This is a genomic window from Bartonella sp. MR100HLJHH, from assembly GCF_042194215.1.
GTDB classification, from domain to species: Bacteria; Pseudomonadota; Alphaproteobacteria; order Rhizobiales; family Rhizobiaceae; genus Bartonella; species Bartonella grahamii.
The window spans coordinates 72,296-95,512 of the sequence record NZ_JBHIMR010000003.1 but is presented as its reverse complement, the minus strand read 5'-3'; the positions used below and the strand labels follow the sequence as shown (position 1 = coordinate 95,512).

Here is a 23,217-nt window from a genome sequence, read left to right as displayed (position 1 = left end):
ATTTTTTCTTCCCAACAGTTAAACAAGTATTTTTTATTTGAAAAATTCTAAAAGAAGATGATTTATTTTATTTAAATAGAAGAAATTCATTTTCACTGTAATTCATTTTCACTGTAAAAGTTGATTGGTAATATTTTCTACTGTATTGCTTAAAACAGATTAGCAACAAGCTTATTTAAAAGAAAATACTGTATTCAGCAGAAACTATGATTTTAGCTAACTTATTTTTAGACCGCAGGATAAAATATCGTCCATATACCCCCACATACCAAACCAGCAAAAATCACAAAACCAATAAGCGAATTAGATTTGAAAAGCCTGAGGCATTGTGAACTGTCATCTATATCAATGACTTTAATTTGAATAAACATATGGATGCTTGCCACAAAAATCCCCAAAAAACTAAGAACAGGGACTCCAGCTAAATAAAATGCTAAACTAACGAACACCACAAAACCACCATACAAAAATACTAAAGCACGCTTGGTTCCTTTACCAAAGAGAAGGGCCGTAGAACGGACACCAACAGTAGCATCATCTTCTTTATCTTGATGTGCGTAGATTGTATCGTATCCTATGGTCCACAAGATTGATCCCACATAAAGCAAGATTGGTGCCCAGCTTAAACTTCCAAAGACAACAGCCCACCCCATTAATGCCCCCCAATTAAACGCAACGCCTAAAAAAAACTGCGGCCAATATGTTACGCGTTTCATAAAAGGATAAAATGCAACAGCTATCAATGACGAAATACCTAGAAAAAAACTAAACCTATTAAATTGTGATAAAACGACTAAACCAACCAAACATTGCATAAGTATAAAAACTCTTGCTTGAAACCGACTCACATGACCTGTCGGCAATGGGCGAGAACGTGTCCTTTCTACCTGAGCATCAATTTTATGGTCAATAAGATCATTCCAAGTACATCCTGCCCCTCGCATAGCAATAGATCCCAGAAAAAAAAGAAAAAGATACCAAACCCAGTGAAGAAACATTGATAAAAGAGTATCATAATGCATGTTATAAGAGAAAAAAGCCATTGTTGTTGACCAAAAACAAGGCCACATCAACAATTGCCATCCGATAGGCCGATCCCAACGCGCCAATTGCGCATAAAACCATAAAGAACAGGGAAGGAAATTGTAGACCCATTGTTTGGAAGATGCATCCATAACCCGTCCCTGACTCTCACAGGATTGAACATGCGCGATATTTTTATTTTTTTTCATCAAATGATTTACCTTTGGTCTTGCGATAGAGACATTTCATTCTTATGAGAAGGAGATGAGATTAATCATCTTTTATGAGAGGAGCAAGCAATGAATATTCTTCTTATTGGCTCAGGTGGACGAGAACATGCTTTAGCATGGAAAATAGCTGCATCACCACTGCTAACAAAGTTATATTGTGCTCCTGGAAACCCTGCAACAACAGAATTTGGTGAAAATATTAATTTAAACATTGATGACCATCCCCTTGTTATTGATTTTTGTAAAAAACATTCTATTGATCTTGTGATTGTAGGACCAGAAGCACCATTGGTTGCGGGTATAACAGACTCTCTTAATAGCGCTAACATCTGTGTATTTGGTCCTACTCAAAAAGCTGCTCAACTAGAAGGTTCTAAAGCTTTTACAAAAGATTTATGTCGTAAGAATAACATTCCTACAGGAAGTTACCAATGCTTTAATGATGCCTCTAAAGCTAAAGCTTACATTCATCAACAAGGTGTTCCCATTGTTATTAAAGCTGATGGCTTAGCAGCTGGCAAAGGTGTCGTGGTTGCAACAACTATGGAAGAAGCATTTAACGCAGTCGATGCCTGCTTCAAAAGTGCATTTGGAGATGCAGGAAACAAAATTGTTGTAGAATCTTTTCTTGAAGGTGAAGAAGCAAGCTTCTTCTGCCTTTGTGATGGTAAAGTTGCTCTTCCTTTTGGTTCTGCTCAAGACCATAAACGTGTAGGTGATGGCGATATTGGAGCAAACACCGGTGGTATGGGTGCTTATTCACCAGCGCCCATCATGACCCAAGAAATAGTGAATCGTACCCTCAAAGAAATTGTTGAACCAGCTTTAAAAAGCATGAAAGAAATGGGCGCCCCCTTTAAAGGTATTCTCTTCGTCGGATTAATGATAACGCAAAAAGGACCCGAATTAATTGAATTTAACGTACGATTCGGTGATCCTGAATGTCAAGTTTTAATGATGCGCCTCAAAGATGACATTTTGCCAATTTTTCTTGCTGCAGCTCAAGGAAAACTTGAAAATAAGCCTCTTCGGTGGTCTGAAAAAACTGCTCTCACCGTTGTTATGGCTGCCAATGGTTATCCAGACTCTCCCCAAAAAGGTACTGTTATCCGTAACGTTGATAAAGTAAACAATCTTCCCGATGTGAAAGTTTTTCAAGCTGGTACAGTATTGCGTGATGGAGAACTCATTGCAAATGGTGGACGTGTCCTCAACATAACAGCAACAGGAAAAACGATTACGCACGCACAAAAACGTGCTTATGAAGCTGTTGATTGTATTGATTGGCCAGAAGGTTTTGTTCGTCGTGATATCGGATGGAGAGCCATTGCGCGAGAAAACTAAATCCTTTGAATATTCTTTTTTCCGATTTGATTATTTTATATAAGAGCATGATACACAAATTTTCTTACTGTTTTACGTTGACCATAATTTTGAAAAAATGAGTGTGCTTTCCTTTGAACAATCAAATATTGTAAATAGGATATCTACTCATGATAAAATAGGAAATTTCTCTGAATATAACACTGTGATATAAACTGATCATTTTACTGTTGTATTTAATTTAAACGTATTTTCTCATCATCTTTATAAATACTTTCTTTCTTATAAAACCCTGAAGAAAAACATATATACTATCATTTCTCTTATTTATTGCGTTTTTTAATGAAATTCCGCTTTTACGAAAAATAAAATGCCAAAAAAAAGATACTGATGTTATTCACGTACAAATTCTTAAACAATATCTCTCATGCTCGTCACTCCCATTTTACGACACTACCTGCAAATAGTATAAATCCATTCTGCCATCTTTCTGAAATAAAGATAAAAACCGATACTATCATTGTATTTTCCAACTCCCAATATTACGATAACCCTTTCTATCTAAACGCTTTATCAGAGAGTGTTTACTCTTTTTTAATGATTTTTATCCACACTCTACCCCTTCTTATAACGTGCAAAAAAATGATTTTGATTATAGGAGAGAGATGAAGTAAGAATATTTTGCAATATTCAAAGCTCTCATTCAACATGGAGAAATGATTTATAAAAAAGTAAAAAACACTTCCAGCAATCTGCTCGTGTTTTAATGATGTGGCAAAAACCAAAAATTACACCGCCAAAAAAACGGTTTCTATTGTTATGAAAGCCGTTTTTACCTCTCCGAGAAAAGCGTTTAACATAACCGATTCCTGCTGCCAATGTATGGTGTCAAAAAACTCTCATTTACAATCATTGACTTCCTCTTTGCCTTAAAGAACCAAAAGTCACACCAAATCCCATCTGTAAACGTCCGGATTCTCATTGAGCGGGTTCCTCTTGGTTCCTACTCATATGCTTCACTTACACAAAGATCGACAAGCAAACTTAAGAATATTCGCCATGTCCTCTAAAAATACTTCATGTGTGAAGTTTACACGCCTTATATTACCGCCCCAAACAACGATGTTTTACGGCACAACAAGATAAATGCTTACGGTAGTACAAAAATGAATGCATATTAATATTACTGGAGTGCAATTCGATTCGCAATCACCAAACGCAAGCCTAACGGATTGCTATAACGAAGTAAAAAACGCTTTTGTTTAGAATGTGCTGTTGTACCAAAAAAACGATGTAAATCAGAACGATCTTTTACAACCAGAATGCGATTATCTTCATTGATCATAAGCATGGGGAGTCCATAAGTATCCGCCCATAATCGCCAATCCAGAAGAACATTATTCAAATCTCTGGAAACCAAAAGCGGTATACAAGCTTCCTCATCGGCATGAAGTAATTCTAATGCAACAGCTCTTTCTCCTGAACGCGTTTTCACGGTACGTGCTGCAATTCCTTGGAAATGATAAGGGGGTATTAAATGCGATAAGCTTGAAGGCATATCCGTTTTAAAAGAAACACCACGCTCATTTAACGAACAAATAACCTGATTACCCGTTTTGGATGAAAAATATGTCGTCGTTTGTGGCAAATGGCACGGATCTAACCGAAATTCAAGCACCGCTTTTGCCTGATTAAAGCATTGATTAGCCATATACATTATCCCAATTTATCTTAAATAACATACACCCTTTAGCAGCTTTTTCTCATTGGATTATTAAAAGTTTGAATAAAAAACAACTGGTTTCTTTTTTGGTTATTAAAATCTAAACAAAAATACATGATCACTATTCTTGAATTATAATACTTTTCCGGGATTCATTATCCCTAAAGGATCGAGCGTTTTTTTAATCCCTTGCATAATATCCAATGCGACAGGCGATTTAAAAGAACGAAGTTCTTCGCGCTTAAGCTGACCAATTCCATGCTCAGCAGAAAATGCACCTCTATAGTCCATCACTAAACTATGAATGCGATGATTCATTTTTGACCATAACTGCAAGAACACCATCGTATCAGCTCCTACAGGTTGTGTAATGTTATAATGTAAATTTCCATCGCCCATGTGTCCAAAACAAATCACCCGTGCTCCTGGAGCAATATCTTCAACAATAAGCGCTGCCTCAGCAATAAAATCAGGAATAGAAGCAAGTGGGACCGCAATATCATGCTTAATGGACCCTCCTGCTAACTTTTGTGCATAGGATATACTTTCACGCAACTGCCAAAAAAAATCTTGCTGTTTTAAAGATTGTGCAACAATTGCATCTTCTATCACCGCATTCTTTAAAGCTTCTTCTAAAATAATACTCAGTACTGATAACGCCTCATCATCGCCTTGCAATGATGAAATGTTCATTAATACATACCATTCATGCTTCCGCTGAAGAGGAGGCTTCTCACACATCTTATAATCTAAAGCCATTTGCAAACTGAGATTTCCCATGAGCTCAAAACCTGTCAACATCCCTCCTCCATATTTTTGAGCCAGAGATAAAAACTCTAAAGCCTTCGCCGGACTATATAATCCCACCAAAGCAACAGCTTTTCCTTTTATTTTTGGAAACATCTTCAAAACGGCTGCGGTTATAACACCTAATGTGCCTTCTGCACCAATAAAAAGATTTTTCAAATCGTAACCGCTATTATCTTTTTTAACAAAACGCAAATCATCTAAAATACGGCCATCCGGTAAAACAACTTCCAAACCAAGACAAAGATCACGCATATTGCCATAGGCTAAAACAGCTGTCCCTCCAGCATTCGACGAAAGATTTCCCCCTACTTGACAAGAACCTTCAGAAGCCAAAGAAAGAGGGAAAAAACGACCTGATTCATCCACTTTTTTCTGTAAATCCTGTAAAATAACACCTGCCTCTACAACAACAAAATTTCCCTCAAGATTTATAGTTCTAATCTTATTTAATCGTTCCATGGATAAAAGAACGCTCCCTCCTCTTTCATCTGGTTGTTGTCCCCCCACAAGCCCTGTATTTCCACCCTGTGGCACAATCGGTGTGCGTGTTTTGCTCGCTAGCTGCATAATCGATGAGACCTCTGCGCAAGAAGATGGACGTAAAAGTAAAGGTGTTTTTCCATGAAAAAGCCCACGCTCTTCAAGCAAATACGGTGCAATCAACGCTTGATCTGTTATAGCATGCTTAGCACCAACAATTTCTCTAAACCCCTCAATTAATTTCTGCTCCATGTTTGTTTCTCCTTTGGAGCCGCAGCCCGTATAAGACGATCATTGATCGCCTCCCCTAATCCGTATGATGGAATAGGTTCTACTGCGATACATCTCACTTTAAATGAATCTAATTCCTTCATATATTGAAATAAATGAAAGGCTGCCTCTTCCAACTTTCCATCTTCGCTAAGATTTAAAATAGAAACGGCATTTTCAGCCCCCATAACGCGCTTTGAACCAAATGCTAAAAGCGCTTCACCATTTTCCACCTTTTCTACATTCAAACGAATCGTAGCATTGGGAGCATAATGCGACTTTAACATCCCTGGAGCTTCAATCGCCGCCCTTTGATCTATCCGTTTTAAAGACTTCCCCACAATTTCTTCAATTTTATCAGCCGCAAGCCCCCCTGGACGCAAAAGATAAATATTTTCATCACAAATCTTAATAATCGTTGATTCAAGCCCTATTTTAGCAGGTCCTCCGTCCAATATCAAAGGAACAGATTCCCCCAAAGATGCAAAAACAGCCTCAGCTGAAGTAGGGCTAAGACGCCCCGACTGATTCGCACTAGGAGCAGCAAGTGGTCGGCCAAAATGTTGTACTACTTCCGCAAAACGACTGTCTGGAAAACGAACAGCCAAGGTATTCAAACCAGAGGTTGTTAAAGGATGAATATTATGCTGTTCCTTTAAAGGCAAAACCAATGTCAAAGGCCCTGGCCAAAATTCCTCCATTAATTGGCGTGAAAGAAAGTCAATTTTCACATAACGTTCCGCCATTTCGATGCCGCTGACATGCACAATAAGAGGATTAATTTGCGGACGACTCTTTGTAGAAAAAATAGAAGAAATTGCCCTCCCATTGGTTGCATCGCCCGCTAATCCATAAACAGTTTCCGTTGGTAATGCTACTAACTTCCCTTGTTTAAGAAGCGCTATTGCCTCTCTTATCGAAGCACTATTGAGTGGTAGAATCGTCATGACACACCATTTCTATAACACTCTTTTAGTGGTGCAAAACTATAACGATGTAATCCTATAATTGGTCCATATTTATCAAGAGCTGTACGATGCGCTAGTGTTGCATAACCTACATGCTTCTCTAAACCATACCCTTTATAAACTTGTCCTGCACACTCCATCATCCTGTCACGCGTTACTTTCGCAATAATAGATGCGGCTGCAATTGAAACCGAACGCTGATCGCCCTTAATCAACGCCATTGCAGGACAGGACAACTCAGAAGGAATATCACGTCCATCAACAAGGACATAGTGGGCTGGAATGGCTAACCCTATAATACAGCGACGCATTGCTTCTAAAGTTGCTTTTCTAATATTAGATTGATCAATTGTACGAGCACAAAGACTAGCGACTGAAACCGCTAATGCACTTTGCAAAATTTCATGATAAAGTCTATTTCGTTGGAGAAAAGAAAGTTTTTTTGAATCATTTAACCCATTAGGAATATGGTCTTTATCCAAGATAACTGCTGCCGTTACCACAGGTCCAGCGAGAGGCCCCCGTCCTACTTCATCAACACCTGCTATATGAAAAAAACCCTGTTTTTGCAAATCCAATTCGCACGAAAAATTTGGTTGAAGCGGAACATTAAACATCTTTGATAAATCACAATACAACAAACATACATCTATTTCTGTAGCCTGATCATTTTTTGCAAGCATTACAGTTTTAAATGGCTCTCCAAACATTATGCGAATTCTTGCACAAAAGATAAAAAAATACATTTCTTTGGTTACCCTCTTTCACTGTGTATAATAAAATCAGGACGAAATAAAAGCTTTTATATTTATTTATCAAATATTTCCTAAAGTCATGATAGGTTTTACAAACCAATTTGGGTGCATTGATTTGATAAAAAGAGCTGCTTGTTGCGCTGTTTGTTTATTTTTAAAAATGCCAAAGCAAGTTGCTCCCGTTCCAGATATACGGGAAAAAAGAGCCCCACATTCATCTAATACAGATAACACTTCAGCTAACTGAGGTGCTATTTTTAATGCAGAAGAAAAAAGATCATTACGCGTTTCTTGTAAAGCTTCAACCAATGAATCAACACTCTTTAAAGAATCTGTATTAATTTTTAAAGAAGGATTATGACGCTTCTCTAACGCTTTAAAAACAGTTTGTGTTGAAATCTCTTGTCCATGATTAACCAATACTATTGCAAGAGAACAGGCTCCTTTTAGTTGTATCATCTCTTGACCAATTCCTTTGACCAAAAGTGGCTGCTGATATTCTAATGCATAAAGGCACATGGGAACATCAGCACCAAGAACTAAGCTCATTTTTGCTAATTCTTGGTAAGAGCAATCAAGATTCCACTGTTGACGCAACATGCTTATAACCCCAGCTGCATCACCTGAGCCACCACCAATGCCTGAAGCAACAGGTAATGTTTTTACAAGCCGAAAAAAAGCAGGTTGAGCACATTCAGGAAAAGTCTTATGCATAAAATCCCGTGCGCGAATAACCAAATTATCTAAATGAGACACAAGGCCTTTTGCAAACGGTCCCGTCAAAACAAATTGATTATTTTCGCAAGGTGCATAGTGTAGACAATCACCGCTAAGACTAAAATAAACCAAACTTTCTATTAAATGATACCCATCAGAACGTTGCCCCACAACATGTAGAGCTAAATTCAATTTAATAGGTGTAAATAAATAGGAATGTCCTTGGAACGAAGCTTGTACATTTGATATCATATGACGTAATATTCACCTACATAGGGTTCTTTTACAAATTCCCCCTTTTATCCATACTTTTATTAGCACAAACCCTATAAACAGCTTGGAATATTCTTAATCGTTTTCTAAACAAACAATAAATATAAAGAGCACTCATACAAAATAAACGACATGTTCTCATTCGTATCATTTCAAGCCTTTTTTCTTCTAGAATCTGTTTTTAGATAACAATCCCTCTGGCTTGAATAATCCTTTCCATTACAAACCATAACGCTGCCAAAGTGCTCGCTCTTCTGCTGCCATCAATGCACTGTCAACGACTGTATAAACCGTATGTGCCGTCACTCCTGAAGGCGTTTTAGGTCCTAAGAAACTTTTTGGAGGCATAATAAGTCGAAGTTTTGCATCATTACCAAAGCGCTCCTTAATAACAGAACGTACATCATTCAATCCATCAACCAGACCAAGCTCAACGCTTTGTTTTCCACTCCAAAACATTCCTGTAAAGAGATTCGAATCATTTGATAATTTTTCAGCACGGCGTTCTTTAACCAAATCGATAAAAGTTTGATGCACTTCAAGTTGGAGAGATTTCAAATGCTCGATATCCGCCTTTTTTTCTGGCTGAAATGGATCTAATGTAACTTTGTTCTTTCCTGCTGTGTATACACGCCGTTCGATACCAATTTTCTTCAAAAGTTCCGGAAAACCAAAGGAAGCTGAAACCACTCCAATGGAACCAACAATTGAAGAAGGATCTGCAAAAATTTCATCCCCCGCACAAGCAATCATATAACCACCGGATGCTGCAATATCTTCAATAAACACAAGAACCTTTTTATTTTTTTCTTCTGCCAAGTCACGAATACGCTTGAAGATAAAACGCGATTGTACAGGTGAACCACCAGGAGAATTAATAATAAGTGCAACAGCCGGTGACTTTTTGTGTGCGAAAGCCTTCTCTAAAAGATTTGCACACCTACTGAGGGAAAGGGTACGAGATATAGACGCTGATGAATCCATAATTGCTCCTTGAAGGCGCACCACAGGAATTTCAAGTTTATCGGAAGAAAAACGACGTGGAATAAAACTTTTAATAAAATCCATCAAAACAAAATCTCCTTATAAATTAAGAACAATTAAATAGGAAAGGACAACAAAGAGGAAGAACGCGATAATATCCAAAAGCGCCAATCAATCCCCACATTACAAGCAGAAATATAATTTCACCCAAAGTCAAACCTCCCTAACAACAAAGTTTCGACTTTAAATAATAAACTAAAAAACACAAGATACTATTAGAAAAGTTCCCACAAGCTTATATATCCATTATTAATTGCATCAACTTGGGGTGAAAAAGTATGGTCATTACCTTCATGTATAACCAATGCCGGTAAAATAGATAAAGCTGCTCTGCTTCCTCGTTTTGCGTAAAATAAAAGACGAATTGCAGCTGTTTTCGCACGTGCATGCACAGGAATTATACAAATATCACCAAAACGCCCTTCTAAAGCACGCAAGATATCTGTCAGCGATTGTGGACGTGCAATGAGCCCTAAGTATCCACCTGGCTTAACAATGGCCGCTGCACTCCGCAACCAGTTATCAAACATCGCTTCAGACATAACATGTGCTTCAGATTTTTGTTTATCAGGTGTCTTGCGATCAGTAGGATTATTAAAAGGTGGATTCATAATCGCAAAATCAAAGCTATTATCTATCAAACCTGCTTTTATACGGGCATTCCCTTTGAAGGTAACATCTGCTTCTAGCAAACAAACTCGGCTAGCAAATTGTTCATTTTGTTTTAGCATAAGCGTTTTTTGAGCGTAAGATACCATAAAAGCTGAACGTTCAACTAAAGTAACATGAACTTTCAGACAACGCGAAGCAACAGCCAACCCTGCAGCTCCAGCACCTGCGCCTAAATCAACAACCTTGCCCTTTAAATTACTTGGAACCAAACTAGCCAATAACATCGCATCCATTCCAGAACGATGACCATATTTATGGGGTTGAACCAAATAAAATTTTCCGCGGTGAAAACTATCAATTGTTTCACCACTCTGATTCGTTGTTTTATCCATTTAAAAGCCTAATGTTCACCTTTATAAACTGCATTTTTGCCATTCAGCTGCTATTTTAAATTTTTTTATTATTTCATAACAACAAGATTACACTCACTAAAGAACATTTATTGCCAATAACATTCCAAGCTTACACTTCAAAGCGCCATCAAAAGCTTGAGTCAAACACAAACCCCCTTTATGCTAGTAAATAAAGTAAATTTTATATATGTCCATTGCAATACTCTAGGAGTAAACACATTGAGCGCAGCTATCAAACCAGAACAAATAAGAAATAATCAAATTTCTCTTCAATCTCTTGTCAATCTTACTCAAAAAGATATGGAGCGCGTAAATCAATTTATTCTCTCTATGGCAAAATCAGAGGTTGAGATGATCCCTGAAATTTCCAACCATCTTATTTCATCAGGTGGAAAGCGATTACGCCCAATGATTACGCTCGCTTCTGCTCATATGTTCGGTTATCAAAGTGACGGGCATATAAAACTCGCAACAGCTGTTGAATTTATGCATACAGCAACATTACTACACGATGATGTGATTGATGAAAGTAATTTGCGACGTGGAAAATCCACGGCACGGATGATTTGGGGGAATCAAGCAAGCGTACTTGTTGGTGATTTCCTGTTGGGTCAGGCTTTTAAAATGATGGTCGATGTCGGTTCCATAGAAGCGCTCTCTGTCCTAGCGAACGCTGCTGCAATTATTGCTGAAGGAGAAGTTATGCAACTTTCTGCTGCAAAAAATATCAAAACCAGCCCTTCAGACTATCTCAAAATCATCAATGCCAAAACAGCCGCACTTTTTTCAGCAGCCGCTGAAGTAGGACCGATTGTTGCTGGCTATGGACATAAAGAGCGTTCTTCATTACGTGAATATGGAACATCTTTAGGTTTAGCTTTCCAATTGATTGATGATGCACTTGACTATAGCGGTAGTGCTCAAAGCTTAGGAAAAAATATAGGGGATGATTTTAGAGAAGGAAAAATAACAATGCCTGTTATTATCGCATATGAACGTGGAAATATAGTAGAAAAAAATTTCTGGAAACAAGCACTTGAAGATGGCAATAACAATAATGAAGCCTTCGCATACGCGCAACACTTAATAGAAAAGTATGATAGTATCACAGATACAATAGAACAAGCACGCATCTACGGAAAACATGCAATTGATGCTCTTATTCCCATGAACGAAAATCTTGCTTACAATGCTCTCGTTGAGACTGTTGAATTTTGTATTGCGCGCGTAAACTGAATTCTTTGCAAGAATCGCAGTATTTCTCAATAAAGTAATGAGATATGATCTATAAACAACACCATCGATTGATTATCTTGAAAAGGATTAGCTCCATGTGCTCTGCAACGGTATCCCGAATTTTTACCCTCTTTATCGTGGGTATCATGCTGATGCCATTCCCCACCTACAGTAAAATAAGCACCGCAATTCATACAAGCTCATTTACAGGTGCTTATTTAGCTGGAAGGGTTGCAAATCATGAAAATAAAACAGAACTTGCTATCAATTACTTTAAACAAGCACTCGTTTATCAACCTGATAACATTGAAACACAAAAAGAGCTCCTTGAAGCTATGCTCTCGGTCGGAAACTTTAAAGAAGCTGTCCAACAAGCCCAAAAACTCAAAGAGCAAGATGTTATAACTCCCTTTGTTTCCTTAACTTTGTCAGTAGAAAGTCTCATCAAAAAAGACTATAAGAATGCCAATTTTCTTCTACAATCAAAAGAACCTCCGAAATCCAATAATCCAATACCTGAACTCATCGGTGCTTGGATTAAATTTGGATCTGGACAAAAATCTCAAGCAATCGCTGATCTTAAGAAACTCAAAGGTCCTGTCTGGTATGACCTTTTTATATCTTATCATCTAGCACTTATGAGCGACCTTGCAGAACAGCCAAAGGATGCAAAAAAATATTTCATTAAAGCACTTAGTAACAAACAGGGGACTCTTATCGCTCCTAATACCTATGAACGTATTATCATAGCCTATGCCTCATTCCAATTGCGCCATAATATGCGTAACCAAGCTCTTCAAACAATCCAACATGGCGAACAAATGTTGTCAGGTCGAGAAGTCCTTAAAAACTTTCGAGAAAAAATTGAAAAAAACTCTTTCTTAGAGAGAGTTATTAAAACACCTCAACAAGGAGCAGCCGAGGTATTATATAATTTTGGAACAGCCCTCAACCACAAAAACTCAGGGCGAATCGCACGTATTTTTAAGCAATTATCTTTCGCCTTATACCCTCAAAATGACGCAACACTGTTTCAGCTCGCACACATTTCTGCTAAATTGAGTGATCCTCATAAAGCAATTAAACTTTATCGCGCTTTATCCCCTAAATCTCCTTATTATAAAGATGGACAACTTCATCTTGCATTCCTTCTTGCCAATAACAATAATTACAAAGAAGCAATAAAATTACTCACATTGTTAAATGAAAAATTTCCCAATGATCGTAATATTTTGATAACGCTCGTTGCTTTTTATATGCAGGACAATAAATTTCTTGAGGCCATTAAAACTCTAGACACCGCTATTGCCCAGATAAAAAACTTTCAGCAGGACGATTGGAAACTCTTTTATCAGCGTGGTATTGCTTTTGAACGTTTAAAGCAATGGCCAAAAGCAGAAATTGATTTGAGAAAATCGCTTGAATTTTTTCCAAACCAGCCGCAGGTTCTTAATTATTTAGCCTATTCCCTTGTAGAACGTGGTGAGAAGCTTGAAGAATCGCTCCGTATGCTGCAAAAAGCTTCCGCTTTGCAAACTCACAACAGTCATATTCTCGATTCTTTAGGGTGGGCTTATTATAAGCTAAAAGAATATAATAAAGCAGTGCAAATATTAGAAAATGCTGTCAGATTACAACCTGAGGACCCAACACTGAATGATCATTTAGGTGATGCCTATTGGAAAGTTGGACGTAAACGTGAAGCAATCTTTCAATGGAACCACGCAATTGACGGAAAACCAGAAAATTCTGAACAAATTCAAGAAAAGTTGAAATTTGGTTTGCAATAAACGATGCTTAACCATAAACCACATGAAATAATAAACAGAGAAACTAAAATTACTTTGGTTTTTTGTTTAGTCCAATATAAAGAGTATAAAGCGTGAAACTGCCTGAACATCTTAACCCTAAACGTTCTTTTCAGGGACTAATCTTAACTTTGCAAAATTATTGGGCACACTATGGATGTGCAATTTTGCAACCTTACGATATGGAAGTCGGAGCTGGGACTTTTCATCCAGCAACAACATTACGCTCCCTAGGTCCACGCCCTTGGAAAGTTGCTTATGTCCAACCCTCCAGACGTCCAACAGATGGCCGATATGGTAAGAATCCAAATCGTTTACAACACTATTATCAATTCCAAGTGCTTCTCAAACCCTCTCCGCTCAATCTACAAGAACTTTATATAAAGTCGCTACAAGCTATCGGGCTTGATACAAAAATGCATGATATTCGCTTTGTTGAAGATGATTGGGAAAGTCCCACCCTTGGTGCTTGGGGGCTTGGATGGGAATGCTGGTGCAATGGGATGGAAGTCTCTCAATTTACTTATTTTCAACAAGTTTGCGGCATTGAATGTGCTCCAGTTTCAGGGGAGCTTACATACGGTCTTGAGCGTCTAGCGATGTATATCCAAGGGGTTGATAACGTCTATGACCTTAACTTTAATGGTTTGGAGGGAGAAAACAAAATAAGTTATAGAGATATTTTTTTACAGGCAGAACAGGAATACTCATATTACAACTTCGAATTTGCTGATACAAAATTGCTACATCAGCATTTTATCGATGCAGAACGCGAATGCAGGGCACTTCTTGATGCTGGAAAACCAAATAAAGAAAATATATTACATCGCTGTGTTTTTCCTGCCTATGATCAATGTATTAAAGCGAGCCATATCTTTAATCTTTTGCAAGCACGTGGCGTTATTTCTGTAACCGAACGACAAAATTACATTCTTCGCGTTCGTGATCTCGCGCGCCGTTGTGGGGAAGCCTTCTTACTCACAGAAGCTGGACAAATATATACTGGAGAAGCCTAATGTCTGATCTTCTTCTTGAACTTTTCAGTGAAGAAATCCCCGCACGTATGCAACGAAAAGCTGCTGCTGATCTCAAAAAATCTGTTACAGATCAACTTGTGAATGCTGGATTGATCTATGAAGCTGCTCGTGAATATTGGACACCTCGTCGGCTAACATTGGACATACGCGGACTTTCTATACGCTCAAAAGATATCCATGAAGAACGAAGAGGTCCTAGTATAAAATCACCACAGCATGTAATTGATGGTTTTCTACGTGCAACAGGATTAAACGATATTTCTGAAGCACATATTGGACATGATGATAAAAAAGGTCATTTTTATATTGCTAAAATTGTTAAAAAAGGTCGAGCTGCAGAAGAAATTATTGCCGATATTTTACCGAATATTATCCGCAACTTTCCGTGGCCGAAATCTATGCGTTGGGGAAAAGATTCAGCACAAAATGGTGCTCTGAAGTGGATTCGACCTTTACAAAACATTCTTTGCGTCTTCGGACCAGAAATTGGTGAAACACATGTTGTTCCGTTTACAATTGGTTCTCTTAAAAGCAATAATTTAACTTATGGTCATCGTTTCTTAAGTGATGGAAAGCCATTTCAAGTGCGCCGCTTTGATGATTATGTTACTCAACTTGAAACCCATAAAGTCATTCTGGATGCCGAGAGACGAAAGAATATTATTTTAGCTGATGCCCAAAATCTCTGCTTTGCCAACGGCTTAGAACTGGTTCAAGACAATCCCCTCCTAGAAGAAGTTGCTGGTCTTGTTGAATGGCCTGTTATCCTGATAGGTGATTTTGACCAATCATTCCTTGATATTCCTCCAGAAATTATTCGCTTGACCATTCGAGCCAATCAAAAATGTTTTGTTACCCGTAAACAAGGAGAAAAAGTAAAACTTTCTCATCATTTTATTCTCGTTTCTAATATTCTTTCAAATGATGAAGGCAAAGAAATTTCAAAAGGAAATAGTAAGGTTGTCCGTGCCCGTCTTTCTGATGCACTTTATTTTTGGCAAACCGATCAGCGTGATTTGCCTGATATTCAACAATTAGAATCTTCTATAAAAAAATTTGATCTTGATATAAAAAAACCTCTCGATCAAAGAATGGCGCGACTTGATCATTTGAATGTAACTTTTCATGCTAAATTAGGTACGCAAGGTGCAAGAATAGAACGCATTGCTACACTCGCACAAGAAATTGCACCTTTGATACAGACAGATCCTCTTTTAGCAAAACGTGCAGCAATCCTTGCAAAAGCTGATTTGCAAACAGAAATTGTCGGAGAGTTTCCTGAACTACAAGGGGTTATGGGGCAAAAATATGCCCTTCTTCAAGAGGAAGATCCTCGCGTAGCTGTAGCAATTGAGGACCATTATAAACCTCAAGGACCAACAGATCGTCTTCCACAAGAACCGCTTGCTATAACCGTTATGCTCGCCGACAAAATTGACATGCTCGTTGGCTTTTGGCTCATTAATGAAAAACCAACGGGCTCAAAAGATCCCTATGCGTTAAGACGAGCAGCACTGGGAGTTATTAGGCTTGTACTTTCGCGAGATTGGAAAATCAATCTTATGCCACTGTTTCAGTTAGCAATGAATCTTTTCTTACAACAAAAAAATAAATATGAAATCTCTCAAAGAGAAAATTCACAATTGCTGAATCTGCTTCCAGAAAAAACAGAATATATTTTATCAGACCTGTTATTCTTTTTTCATGACCGTTTGAAAATCTATCTAAAAGAGGAAGGTGCTCGTTACGATGCCCTTGAAGCCGTTTTAAATAAAGATTCTGATGATTTTTTATTGGTTGCACGTCGTGTCGAATCGCTTATCGCTTTTATCAATACCCATGATGGAATGAACTTTGTAGCCTCTGTAAAACGTACTGCCAATATTCTTGAAAATGAATTTCAAAAAAGCACAACAATAGCGAATGAAATTAATCCTGAGCTCTTTGTCGAGAAAGAAGAAAAGCAGCTCTATCGTGCAATCTGTGAAGTAGAAAAACAGGTTCTAGCTCCCATCAATGCGACAAATTTATCATTTGCACTCAGTGTGCTAGCGCCACTTGGAAAATTGATTGATATATTTTTCGAAAAGGTATTGGTGAATGATAAAAAACCCGATGTTCGTGCTAACCGTCTTGCTCTTCTCAAACGTATTCACATTATTACACAATCGATTGCGGACTTTTCAAAACTTGTCATTTAGAATCAAAATGTCCTATTAATTGATAAAAATAATGAAGATAAATTTTTCTTTTTTATGACTTTTATTAATTAATATTGAGAAAATTATGCAACCAAAGAGGACATTTTTTATCTCTCAAATATCATTAATTAAGATATGTTTTCATTTTGATAAATGATTCTTTCTCAAGAGACTCTTTAATAAGTTCATCTGCCTTGTTAGAATCTAATTCCTTTGCAATAAGGATACGTGCTGTAGAAATTGCCAAATCAATAGCCGATGAAGAAACCATGCGTATCGCATCCGCTTCTGCTTGAGCAATTTTTTGCTCTGCCAATTTATTGCGGTTTTTTACATATTCTTCTGCTTTTGTACGAGCCTCAGCAATAACAGATTCAACTTCATGTCTTGCTGCTGCAATAATTTCTTGCGCATCTTTTTCTGCTTCTGCATGTTTGCGTTGATATTCAGCCAATATTTCCTGTGCCTCTTCACGAAGACGCAGAGCCTCATCCAGCTCATCTTTGATACGCTTCGCGCGCGCATCAAGATGGTGTATAACCCTCTGTGGAATTCGGAAATAGACTAAAAGAGCTAAAAAAAGAACTAACCCAACAAATGCCCAAAAAGTATCAGTCATTTTTGTCTTCCTCAATAATCCGCAGTTTTAACAACTGAACGAACAGCCTCTTTGCTGATATCAACGTCAATCAATTTTTTCACAATTTCAAGAGCCACTTCTTCAGCGATAGAACCAACATTTTGCATCGCTTTATCCCGAATTTTTGCTATCTGTTTTTCAGCATCTGCGAGTTTTTTTTCTAAACTCTCTTCAATTTCTTTCCGTTCAAGCTCTGCTTTTTCTTTTAATTCTTCACTAGCTACCTGCGCTATAGCATGCGCTTTCAAACGCGCTTCTGCTAATTTCCGCTCATAAGTTTCAACAACAATGTCTGCTTCCTGCTTCATGCGCATTGCCTGATCTAAATCAGATGCGATTCGATCTCGCCGCGTTTCAATAACACCACCAATACGTGATACAATTACACGAGAGATAAAAAGATAAAAAAGTCCGAAAGAAATCGCCAACCAGAAAAAATGCGAACCAAAATGTACAAAATCAAAAGGCGGAAACACGCGATTTGCATGTTCTGCCACCTTTTTAATATGTTCTATCGACGTTTCAGTGTTCTGTGCATAAGCGCTTGAAACAAACATCTTCTTTCATCCTTTAAATAGCTTATTAAAGCCCTCTATAACCGATGATAACTGACTGACATCTTTCTGGTTAAGAGCTAAAAGGGTAAATCTTTCCTCATGCAAGAACAGATATACCCTTTTGATGATGATTAAACCCCAAAAAGAAGTAGTAAAGCAATGAGCAGTGAAAAAATTCCCAAAGCTTCTGTTACAGCAAAACCAAAGACAAGACGTCCAAACTGACTATCCGCTGCTGATGGATTTCGTAATGCACCAGAAAGATAGCTACCAAAAATATTACCAAGTCCTAAAGCTGTTCCAGCCATACCAAAGCAAGCAAGACCAGCGCCAATATATTTTGCTGCAAGCACCATTTCCATGTTATTCTCCTTTAAAGCGAAATTGCATTATTCGACGGAAAACCGCCAGTTCTATTAATGTCCTGGATGAATTGCATCATTAAGATACATACAAGTTAAAACCGTAAAGACGTAAGCCTGAAGAAATGCGACCAAAAACTCAAGAGCAGTAATCGCTACAGTCATAATAAGCGGTAAAACCGAACCACCCACACCTACGAGTCCTACCCCAATCATTGAAACAACAAACCCAGAAAACACTTTGAGCGTAATATGACCAGCAAGCATATTCGCAAAAAGACGAAGAGAAAGACTAATTGGACGGGAGAGAAAAGAAATAACCTCAATCATTGTCACCAGAGGCAAAACCACAACAGGAACTCCACTGGGAACGAACAGTTTCAAAAAACTGACCCCATGCTTATAAAAGCCATAACCAATCACCGTCAAAATTACCACCATTGCTAACGAAAACGTGATCATGATCTGCGATGTAACCGTATAAAAATAAGGAAAAAGACCAATAAAGTTAGCAACCAAAATAAAAGTAAACAGAGAAAAAACTAAAGGAAAAAACTGCATTCCCTGTACACCAGATGATTCCCGCAGAGTCGATGCTACAAACTCATATGCCATTTCCGAAAGAGACTGCATCCGCGTTGGAACCAATCCACGACTTGATGATGAAATGAAGAGAAAAATAGAAGTTATAACAACCGTGAGAACTGTAAACAATGATACATTTGTAAACGATAAATCCATATTTCCTATGGAAATCTTAATCAGCCTTGAAACCTCAAACTGATGAATAGGATCTGGAGCGTGCGCTGTCACTTCAACCTCATTTATCGGACCTCTCATTGGCCCCTTTATCTTGTTTATCTTGGCGCAATACGCCTTTTTTTCCTAATTGACTGGAGGAAACATACCCCACAGACCGAAGAATACTCACTACACCAGCAGCAAATCCAAAGAAGAGAAAAAATACCAATCCCCAAGGATACGAACCTGCTAACTTATCAAACCCTAACCCTAAAATAACACCAACTATAACACTCGCCAGAAACTCACTGGAAAGCTTAATTGCATTTGCCATCCCTCCTTGTGATTTTTCTCGCTTATTCTTATGCTCCCGCTTCTTTAATGCCCGCTTGCGCACTAAAGCTACGCTTAAGTTCCTACTACGACATTCCAAATCCTCTGAATGAAGACACTCTCCTTGCTTTTCCTCTTCAGCCTCCTTACGGCTTATAACGGGTTTCTCGCCCATCGCCATCATTGGCTCCTTAATTAAAAAGCAAAGTAAGAATGCATTTCATAAAACCGTGTGCATCATATTGTTCCCGAATTTATTCGTCAAGATACTAAAAGAAATCTATCACAAATTATCGTATAAATTTTATTGTATAAATAACGTATTTTTTAATTTACATCTTTCTTAAAAAGATATTCTGAGCACCTAAACCGATTTCACGACAGCACCCGTGAATGTATAACGAAAAGTTCCCGTGAATGATATAAAACTCATAGAACAGCCACTTTTACGCTTAACAAAAGGTGTAAACTGATACCATCTTATTTTCCAGCTCCCAATGTTATATCAATTCTAGTTTTGAAAGAGAACATAGAAAGCTAAAAACAGTATGAGAGCGTTGTTTTGTTCCTTTTATTCAAATAAACTTGCACTTTTTATTTTATGAAAATGATTAATGGTTTTTATATGATCCTATTCGCAAAGTATTTTACATATGCCATCACAGAACCCATCACTCAATGAGCTTGAGGGTATTAAGAGAGGTTCCTTTAAATACGATAAATCTAAAATTTCAAATAGGTCAAGCCAATAGAACACAATAAAATTTAAATAAAATCACCATACTACTTTATACAATTTTAATCCACTTTTTTGAATTTCGCCCTTTACAATTGAATATCGGTAGATTCAGCAAATATTTTTGCTTTTTATTTAGACAAACTATCGTAAGCAAAAGCGCTTATTCATAATCTTTATTTTTATAAAACGATAATTTAATGCTTCTTTTCAAACGAGCATCATAATTGTATTTCCCTACCCTCATATTTGCATCTATTCTTGCATTTAAATAACCCATTAAGAGGATGATGTACTCTTTCTTAAATACTCCCTATTAAACTCTTCTCATAACATGCAAATAAATGATCTTTATCAAGATGAGAGAACTCTATTCAATAGCGCTCATGGTAAATGATTATCAATAAAATTAAAACTTTAGCAAATAAAAATTTTTTCTTTTATGAAAAGAACGATCATTGAAAAAACTTATTTTTAAGATTCTCAAGTATAGATTTCATCACTTAAAAAAATTAAAGAGTTATCATTTCTTTTTGGAACGTGTCGCAAAAGGATTATCAGAGGCTCGTAATGATATGCGAACGGGTATACCAGACATATCAAATGTTTCACGTAACCCATTGACAAGATAGCGCAAATACGACTGTGGCATACTTTTGGGGCGCGAGCAAGAAATCATAAATCCAGGAGGACGTGTCTTAACCTGTGTGATGTATTTAACCTTAAGTCGACGTCCAGAAACCGCAGGAGGTGGATGATGTGCAACAACAGTTCCAAGCCATTGGTTCAATTTAGCCGTCGAAATGCGACGATTCCATACACGGTGCATCATCATGACATTTTCCATCAGTTTATCAATCCCTTGACCATATTGTCCTGATAAAGGAACAGCTCTCAAACCACGAACTTGAGGAAGAAATCGCGCACATTTTTCATGCAAATCAATCAATGTGGTCTGACTATTTTCAATAAGGTCCCACTTATTGAAAGCAATAACTGGAACACGCCCTTCACGAATCACAAGATCAGCAATTTGTAAATCTTGCTTTTCAAAAGGTATCGTTGCATCAAAAACAATGACCACCACTTCTGCAAAACGAATAGCACGTAAAGTATCTGCAACAGATAGTTTTTCTAATTTTTCTTGAATTTTCGATTTTCGACGTAAACCTGCAGTATCAAAAAGTTTAATATGACGACCACGCCATTCCCAATCTACAGAAATAGAATCACGCGTAAGTCCTGCTTCTGGTCCTGTTAACAAGCGCTCTTGTTTCAACATACTATTGATAAGAGTGGATTTTCCTGTATTGGGACGCCCTGCAATTGCAATCCTAATGGGCTTACTTTCATCGTAAATAAGCTCTTCTTCTTCCAAATCGTTTACATCATCACCAACAGATGCAAGCTGTATCGTAATATCTTCTTCTTTGTTGTTGCCAAAAGCATGCTCTGACCCCACAGCATCTATAATTGCATCACGCAGATCACTAAGTCCCAAACCATGTTCAGCCGATATTAGGCACGGCTCCCCCAAACCTAATGACCACGCCTCATACTCTCCTCCTGTTGCCGCTCTTGACTCAGACTTATTAGCAACAAGCACAATTGGCTTTCCTGATTTGCGAACCAATGAAGCAAAATTTAAATCACTTGGTGTTATCCCGCTCTTTGCATCAAATACAAATAAAATAAGATCCGCTTCATCAATCGCAGCTTTTGTATGAGAACGCATACGCCCCTCAAGTGTATGATCACCTGCTTCTTCCAGCCCAGCCGTATCAATCACATCAAAACGTAGATCTTGAAGTTTTGCCGCATGAATGCGTCGATCACGTGTTACACCAGGCTTATCATCAACCAAAGCCAATTTTTTCCCAACCAAACGATTAAATAGTGTTGACTTCCCAACATTGGGACGACCAACGATAGCAATGGTAAGGCTCATCGATTTATTCCTTATTTGCCTTGCCCTCAGCTTGTATCAGCTCAAGCATTATTCGAGCCCGATCTGTTATTTTTGAACCCAAAGCACCTTTTTCAGAAATTTTCTTAAAATAATAAACCGCCTCATCCATTTTATCCGCCTTATAAGCAGCTAAACCTAAAGCCTCTCTTGCAGACATATGCATAGGATCGGTATCACTTGTCATATCTTTGATACGCTTTTCAACATCAGCTAATGTCCCTGTATCAACTAGGATATAAGCCGCCCGAATTTTTGCAACTTTCTGCAAAATCTCTGGTGCTTTCTCATCCGCTGCAACAGAATCAAAAATCTCCACTGACTTAATAATGTCACCCTTCTCCATGAGTAAAGAAGCCTCACGTAAACGAGCAAGAAAAGGATACCCCCCAAAATGAGAGGTTTTAACAGTTTCTAATTGCTTTATCGCTTTATCAAAATGACGTGTATCCGCAAAATCAAGACTTTTTACAAATGCATCACCAATATAACCGGCTTTCTTTATTTGCTGATGATGGTAAATTTGATAAGCAACTATCATGAGTATAAAAAGAATAGCTGCTCCAATAATTGAAAAACCATACCGCCTCCAAAAAGCAAGCGCCTTTTCCTGACGAAATTCTGCATTCACTTCAGCAATAAAACTATCATACGACATATATCATACCTTGAAAAAAGTTACTTTCCCTGTGCTTTTACGCATAAATGGACAAAGATGGTAGTCCTAATTAACTAAAAATCTTTAAATTGCTCGTTTATTTATTTTAAATCAACAGTAGCCAAATCAATCGGATTTTTGCAACAGTCTTAATCGAAAATGATGTAACCGCCCTGTTTGTTCACATTACAGCTTTTATATATTGTTTTGAGTCTTATAAAAAATTCACTGTTTTAATATTTATCATGATTGCCTATCATCTCAAGCGGACTTTCTCCCCATTATATAGAGAGATAATCTT

At 37.7% G+C, this 23,217-nt stretch carries 20 protein-coding genes; 5 read left to right on the top strand and 15 right to left on the bottom strand.

The window, feature by feature from the left end:
- Positions 1-227: 227 nt before the first annotated feature.
- A complete protein-coding gene (ubiA, locus tag ACFIJ7_RS02880) occupies positions 228-1,232 on the bottom strand; it encodes a 4-hydroxybenzoate octaprenyltransferase (protein WP_375635778.1) in 1,005 nt (334 codons plus the stop codon).
- Between the two features lie 90 nt (positions 1,233-1,322).
- Here ubiA and purD point away from each other — a divergent pair, with 90 nt between their 5' ends.
- A complete protein-coding gene (gene purD / locus ACFIJ7_RS02875; protein ID WP_375635779.1) occupies positions 1,323-2,597 on the top strand; it encodes a phosphoribosylamine--glycine ligase in 1,275 nt (424 codons plus the stop codon).
- 1,162 nt (positions 2,598-3,759) lie between these two features.
- Here purD and ACFIJ7_RS02870 read toward each other — a convergent pair.
- The 7 genes from ACFIJ7_RS02870 to ACFIJ7_RS02840 all read right to left on the bottom strand — a co-directional run bounded on the left by ACFIJ7_RS02870 (position 3,760) and on the right by ACFIJ7_RS02840 (position 10,620).
- The gene (locus ACFIJ7_RS02870) at positions 3,760-4,287 is read right to left on the bottom strand and encodes a DUF6101 family protein (protein WP_012754813.1); all 528 of its coding nucleotides are present in this window, start codon (positions 4,285-4,287) and stop codon (positions 3,760-3,762) included.
- A gap of 144 nt (positions 4,288-4,431) precedes the next feature.
- Positions 4,432-5,841, bottom strand: coding sequence for an FAD-binding oxidoreductase (locus ACFIJ7_RS02865; RefSeq protein WP_375644562.1), 1,410 nt, complete (start codon positions 5,839-5,841; stop codon positions 4,432-4,434).
- Positions 5,826-6,806 carry an L-threonylcarbamoyladenylate synthase gene (locus ACFIJ7_RS02860; protein ID WP_375635781.1) on the bottom strand — a complete coding sequence of 327 codons (981 nt, stop codon included), beginning with the start codon at positions 6,804-6,806 and terminating at the stop codon, positions 5,826-5,828. The genes ACFIJ7_RS02865 and ACFIJ7_RS02860 overlap by 16 nt, the downstream gene beginning before the upstream one ends.
- Positions 6,803-7,444 (bottom strand): ribonuclease HII, encoded by a 642-nt coding sequence (locus tag ACFIJ7_RS02855; protein WP_375635838.1) that lies wholly within the window; start codon positions 7,442-7,444, stop codon positions 6,803-6,805. The genes ACFIJ7_RS02860 and ACFIJ7_RS02855 overlap by 4 nt, the downstream gene beginning before the upstream one ends.
- Before the next feature lie 198 nt (positions 7,445-7,642).
- Positions 7,643-8,551: a 4-(cytidine 5'-diphospho)-2-C-methyl-D-erythritol kinase gene (locus ACFIJ7_RS02850; protein WP_375635782.1), complete on the bottom strand. Its 909-nt coding sequence runs from the start codon at positions 8,549-8,551 to the stop codon at positions 7,643-7,645.
- A 240-nt stretch (positions 8,552-8,791) separates the two neighbouring features.
- Positions 8,792-9,640: a S49 family peptidase gene (locus ACFIJ7_RS02845; RefSeq protein WP_375635783.1), complete on the bottom strand. Its 849-nt coding sequence runs from the start codon at positions 9,638-9,640 to the stop codon at positions 8,792-8,794.
- Positions 9,641-9,831: 191 nt separating this feature from the next.
- Positions 9,832-10,620 carry a tRNA1(Val) (adenine(37)-N6)-methyltransferase gene (locus ACFIJ7_RS02840; protein ID WP_375635784.1) on the bottom strand — a complete coding sequence of 263 codons (789 nt, stop codon included), beginning with the start codon at positions 10,618-10,620 and terminating at the stop codon, positions 9,832-9,834.
- A 180-nt stretch (positions 10,621-10,800) separates the two neighbouring features.
- Here ACFIJ7_RS02840 and ACFIJ7_RS02835 point away from each other — a divergent pair, with 180 nt between their 5' ends.
- The 4 genes from ACFIJ7_RS02835 (at position 10,801) to glyS (ending at position 16,923) form a co-directional block, all read left to right on the top strand.
- On the top strand, positions 10,801-11,877 hold the full coding sequence (locus ACFIJ7_RS02835; protein ID WP_375644561.1) for a polyprenyl synthetase family protein: 1,077 nt from the start codon (positions 10,801-10,803) through the stop codon (positions 11,875-11,877).
- Positions 11,878-11,972: 95 nt separating this feature from the next.
- Positions 11,973-13,667, top strand: coding sequence for a tetratricopeptide repeat protein (locus tag ACFIJ7_RS02830; RefSeq protein ID WP_375635786.1), 1,695 nt, complete (start codon positions 11,973-11,975; stop codon positions 13,665-13,667).
- A gap of 92 nt (positions 13,668-13,759) precedes the next feature.
- Positions 13,760-14,701, top strand: a complete 942-nt coding sequence (locus ACFIJ7_RS02825; protein ID WP_375644560.1) for a glycine--tRNA ligase subunit alpha — start codon at positions 13,760-13,762, stop codon at positions 14,699-14,701.
- Positions 14,701-16,923: a glycine--tRNA ligase subunit beta gene (gene glyS, locus ACFIJ7_RS02820; protein ID WP_375644559.1), complete on the top strand. Its 2,223-nt coding sequence runs from the start codon at positions 14,701-14,703 to the stop codon at positions 16,921-16,923. Before ACFIJ7_RS02825 ends, glyS begins: the two co-directional genes overlap by 1 nt.
- Before the next feature lie 124 nt (positions 16,924-17,047).
- On the opposite strand, the gene ACFIJ7_RS02815 is transcribed toward glyS, so the two are convergent.
- The 7 genes from ACFIJ7_RS02815 to ACFIJ7_RS02785 all read right to left on the bottom strand — a co-directional run bounded on the left by ACFIJ7_RS02815 (position 17,048) and on the right by ACFIJ7_RS02785 (position 22,916).
- Positions 17,048-17,542, bottom strand: coding sequence for a F0F1 ATP synthase subunit B (locus ACFIJ7_RS02815; protein ID WP_375638709.1), 495 nt, complete (start codon positions 17,540-17,542; stop codon positions 17,048-17,050).
- A gap of 11 nt (positions 17,543-17,553) precedes the next feature.
- Positions 17,554-18,120 (bottom strand): F0F1 ATP synthase subunit B, encoded by a 567-nt coding sequence (locus ACFIJ7_RS02810; RefSeq protein WP_375644558.1) that lies wholly within the window; start codon positions 18,118-18,120, stop codon positions 17,554-17,556.
- A gap of 131 nt (positions 18,121-18,251) precedes the next feature.
- Positions 18,252-18,482, bottom strand: a complete 231-nt coding sequence (locus ACFIJ7_RS02805; protein WP_005773968.1) for a F0F1 ATP synthase subunit C — start codon at positions 18,480-18,482, stop codon at positions 18,252-18,254.
- Between the two features lie 54 nt (positions 18,483-18,536).
- Positions 18,537-19,295, bottom strand: coding sequence for a F0F1 ATP synthase subunit A (locus tag ACFIJ7_RS02800; protein WP_375635839.1), 759 nt, complete (start codon positions 19,293-19,295; stop codon positions 18,537-18,539).
- A 7-nt stretch (positions 19,296-19,302) separates the two neighbouring features.
- Complete coding sequence (locus tag ACFIJ7_RS02795; protein ID WP_375638711.1) at positions 19,303-19,737, bottom strand: AtpZ/AtpI family protein; 435 nt, start codon at positions 19,735-19,737, stop codon at positions 19,303-19,305.
- Positions 19,738-20,815: 1,078 nt separating this feature from the next.
- Positions 20,816-22,240, bottom strand: a complete 1,425-nt coding sequence (gene der / locus ACFIJ7_RS02790) for a ribosome biogenesis GTPase Der (RefSeq protein ID WP_375644557.1) — start codon at positions 22,238-22,240, stop codon at positions 20,816-20,818.
- Positions 22,241-22,244: 4 nt separating this feature from the next.
- A complete protein-coding gene (locus ACFIJ7_RS02785) occupies positions 22,245-22,916 on the bottom strand; it encodes a tetratricopeptide repeat protein (RefSeq protein ID WP_012754797.1) in 672 nt (223 codons plus the stop codon).
- Between the last annotated feature and the right edge of the window lie 301 nt (positions 22,917-23,217).

Bases quoted from the DNA above. Each gene is read 5' to 3' on its own strand.
- ACFIJ7_RS02850 (WP_375635782.1), bottom strand. From the start codon at position 8,551: ATGATATCAAATGTACAAGCTTCGTTCCAAGGACATTCCTATTTATTT.
- ACFIJ7_RS02865 (WP_375644562.1), bottom strand. From the start codon at position 5,841: ATGGAGCAGAAATTAATTGAGGGGTTTAGAGAAATTGTTGGTGCTAAG.
- ACFIJ7_RS02870 (WP_012754813.1), bottom strand. From the start codon at position 4,287: ATGGCTAATCAATGCTTTAATCAGGCAAAAGCGGTGCTTGAATTTCGG.
- ACFIJ7_RS02805 (WP_005773968.1), bottom strand. From the start codon at position 18,482: ATGGAAATGGTGCTTGCAGCAAAATATATTGGCGCTGGTCTTGCTTGC.
- ACFIJ7_RS02855 (WP_375635838.1), bottom strand. From the start codon at position 7,444: ATGTTTAATGTTCCGCTTCAACCAAATTTTTCGTGCGAATTGGATTTG.
- ACFIJ7_RS02830 (WP_375635786.1), top strand. From the start codon at position 11,973: ATGTGCTCTGCAACGGTATCCCGAATTTTTACCCTCTTTATCGTGGGT.
- ACFIJ7_RS02795 (WP_375638711.1), bottom strand. From the start codon at position 19,737: ATGGCGATGGGCGAGAAACCCGTTATAAGCCGTAAGGAGGCTGAAGAG.
- ACFIJ7_RS02860 (WP_375635781.1), bottom strand. From the start codon at position 6,806: ATGACGATTCTACCACTCAATAGTGCTTCGATAAGAGAGGCAATAGCG.
- ACFIJ7_RS02810 (WP_375644558.1), bottom strand. From the start codon at position 18,120: ATGTTTGTTTCAAGCGCTTATGCACAGAACACTGAAACGTCGATAGAA.
- ACFIJ7_RS02845 (WP_375635783.1), bottom strand. From the start codon at position 9,640: ATGGATTTTATTAAAAGTTTTATTCCACGTCGTTTTTCTTCCGATAAA.
- purD (WP_375635779.1), top strand. From the start codon at position 1,323: ATGAATATTCTTCTTATTGGCTCAGGTGGACGAGAACATGCTTTAGCA.
- der (WP_375644557.1), bottom strand. From the start codon at position 22,240: ATGAGCCTTACCATTGCTATCGTTGGTCGTCCCAATGTTGGGAAGTCA.
- ACFIJ7_RS02835 (WP_375644561.1), top strand. From the start codon at position 10,801: ATGCTAGTAAATAAAGTAAATTTTATATATGTCCATTGCAATACTCTA.
- ACFIJ7_RS02785 (WP_012754797.1), bottom strand. From the start codon at position 22,916: ATGTCGTATGATAGTTTTATTGCTGAAGTGAATGCAGAATTTCGTCAG.
- ACFIJ7_RS02815 (WP_375638709.1), bottom strand. From the start codon at position 17,542: ATGACTGATACTTTTTGGGCATTTGTTGGGTTAGTTCTTTTTTTAGCT.
- ACFIJ7_RS02840 (WP_375635784.1), bottom strand. From the start codon at position 10,620: ATGGATAAAACAACGAATCAGAGTGGTGAAACAATTGATAGTTTTCAC.
- glyS (WP_375644559.1), top strand. From the start codon at position 14,701: ATGTCTGATCTTCTTCTTGAACTTTTCAGTGAAGAAATCCCCGCACGT.
- ubiA (WP_375635778.1), bottom strand. From the start codon at position 1,232: ATGAAAAAAAATAAAAATATCGCGCATGTTCAATCCTGTGAGAGTCAG.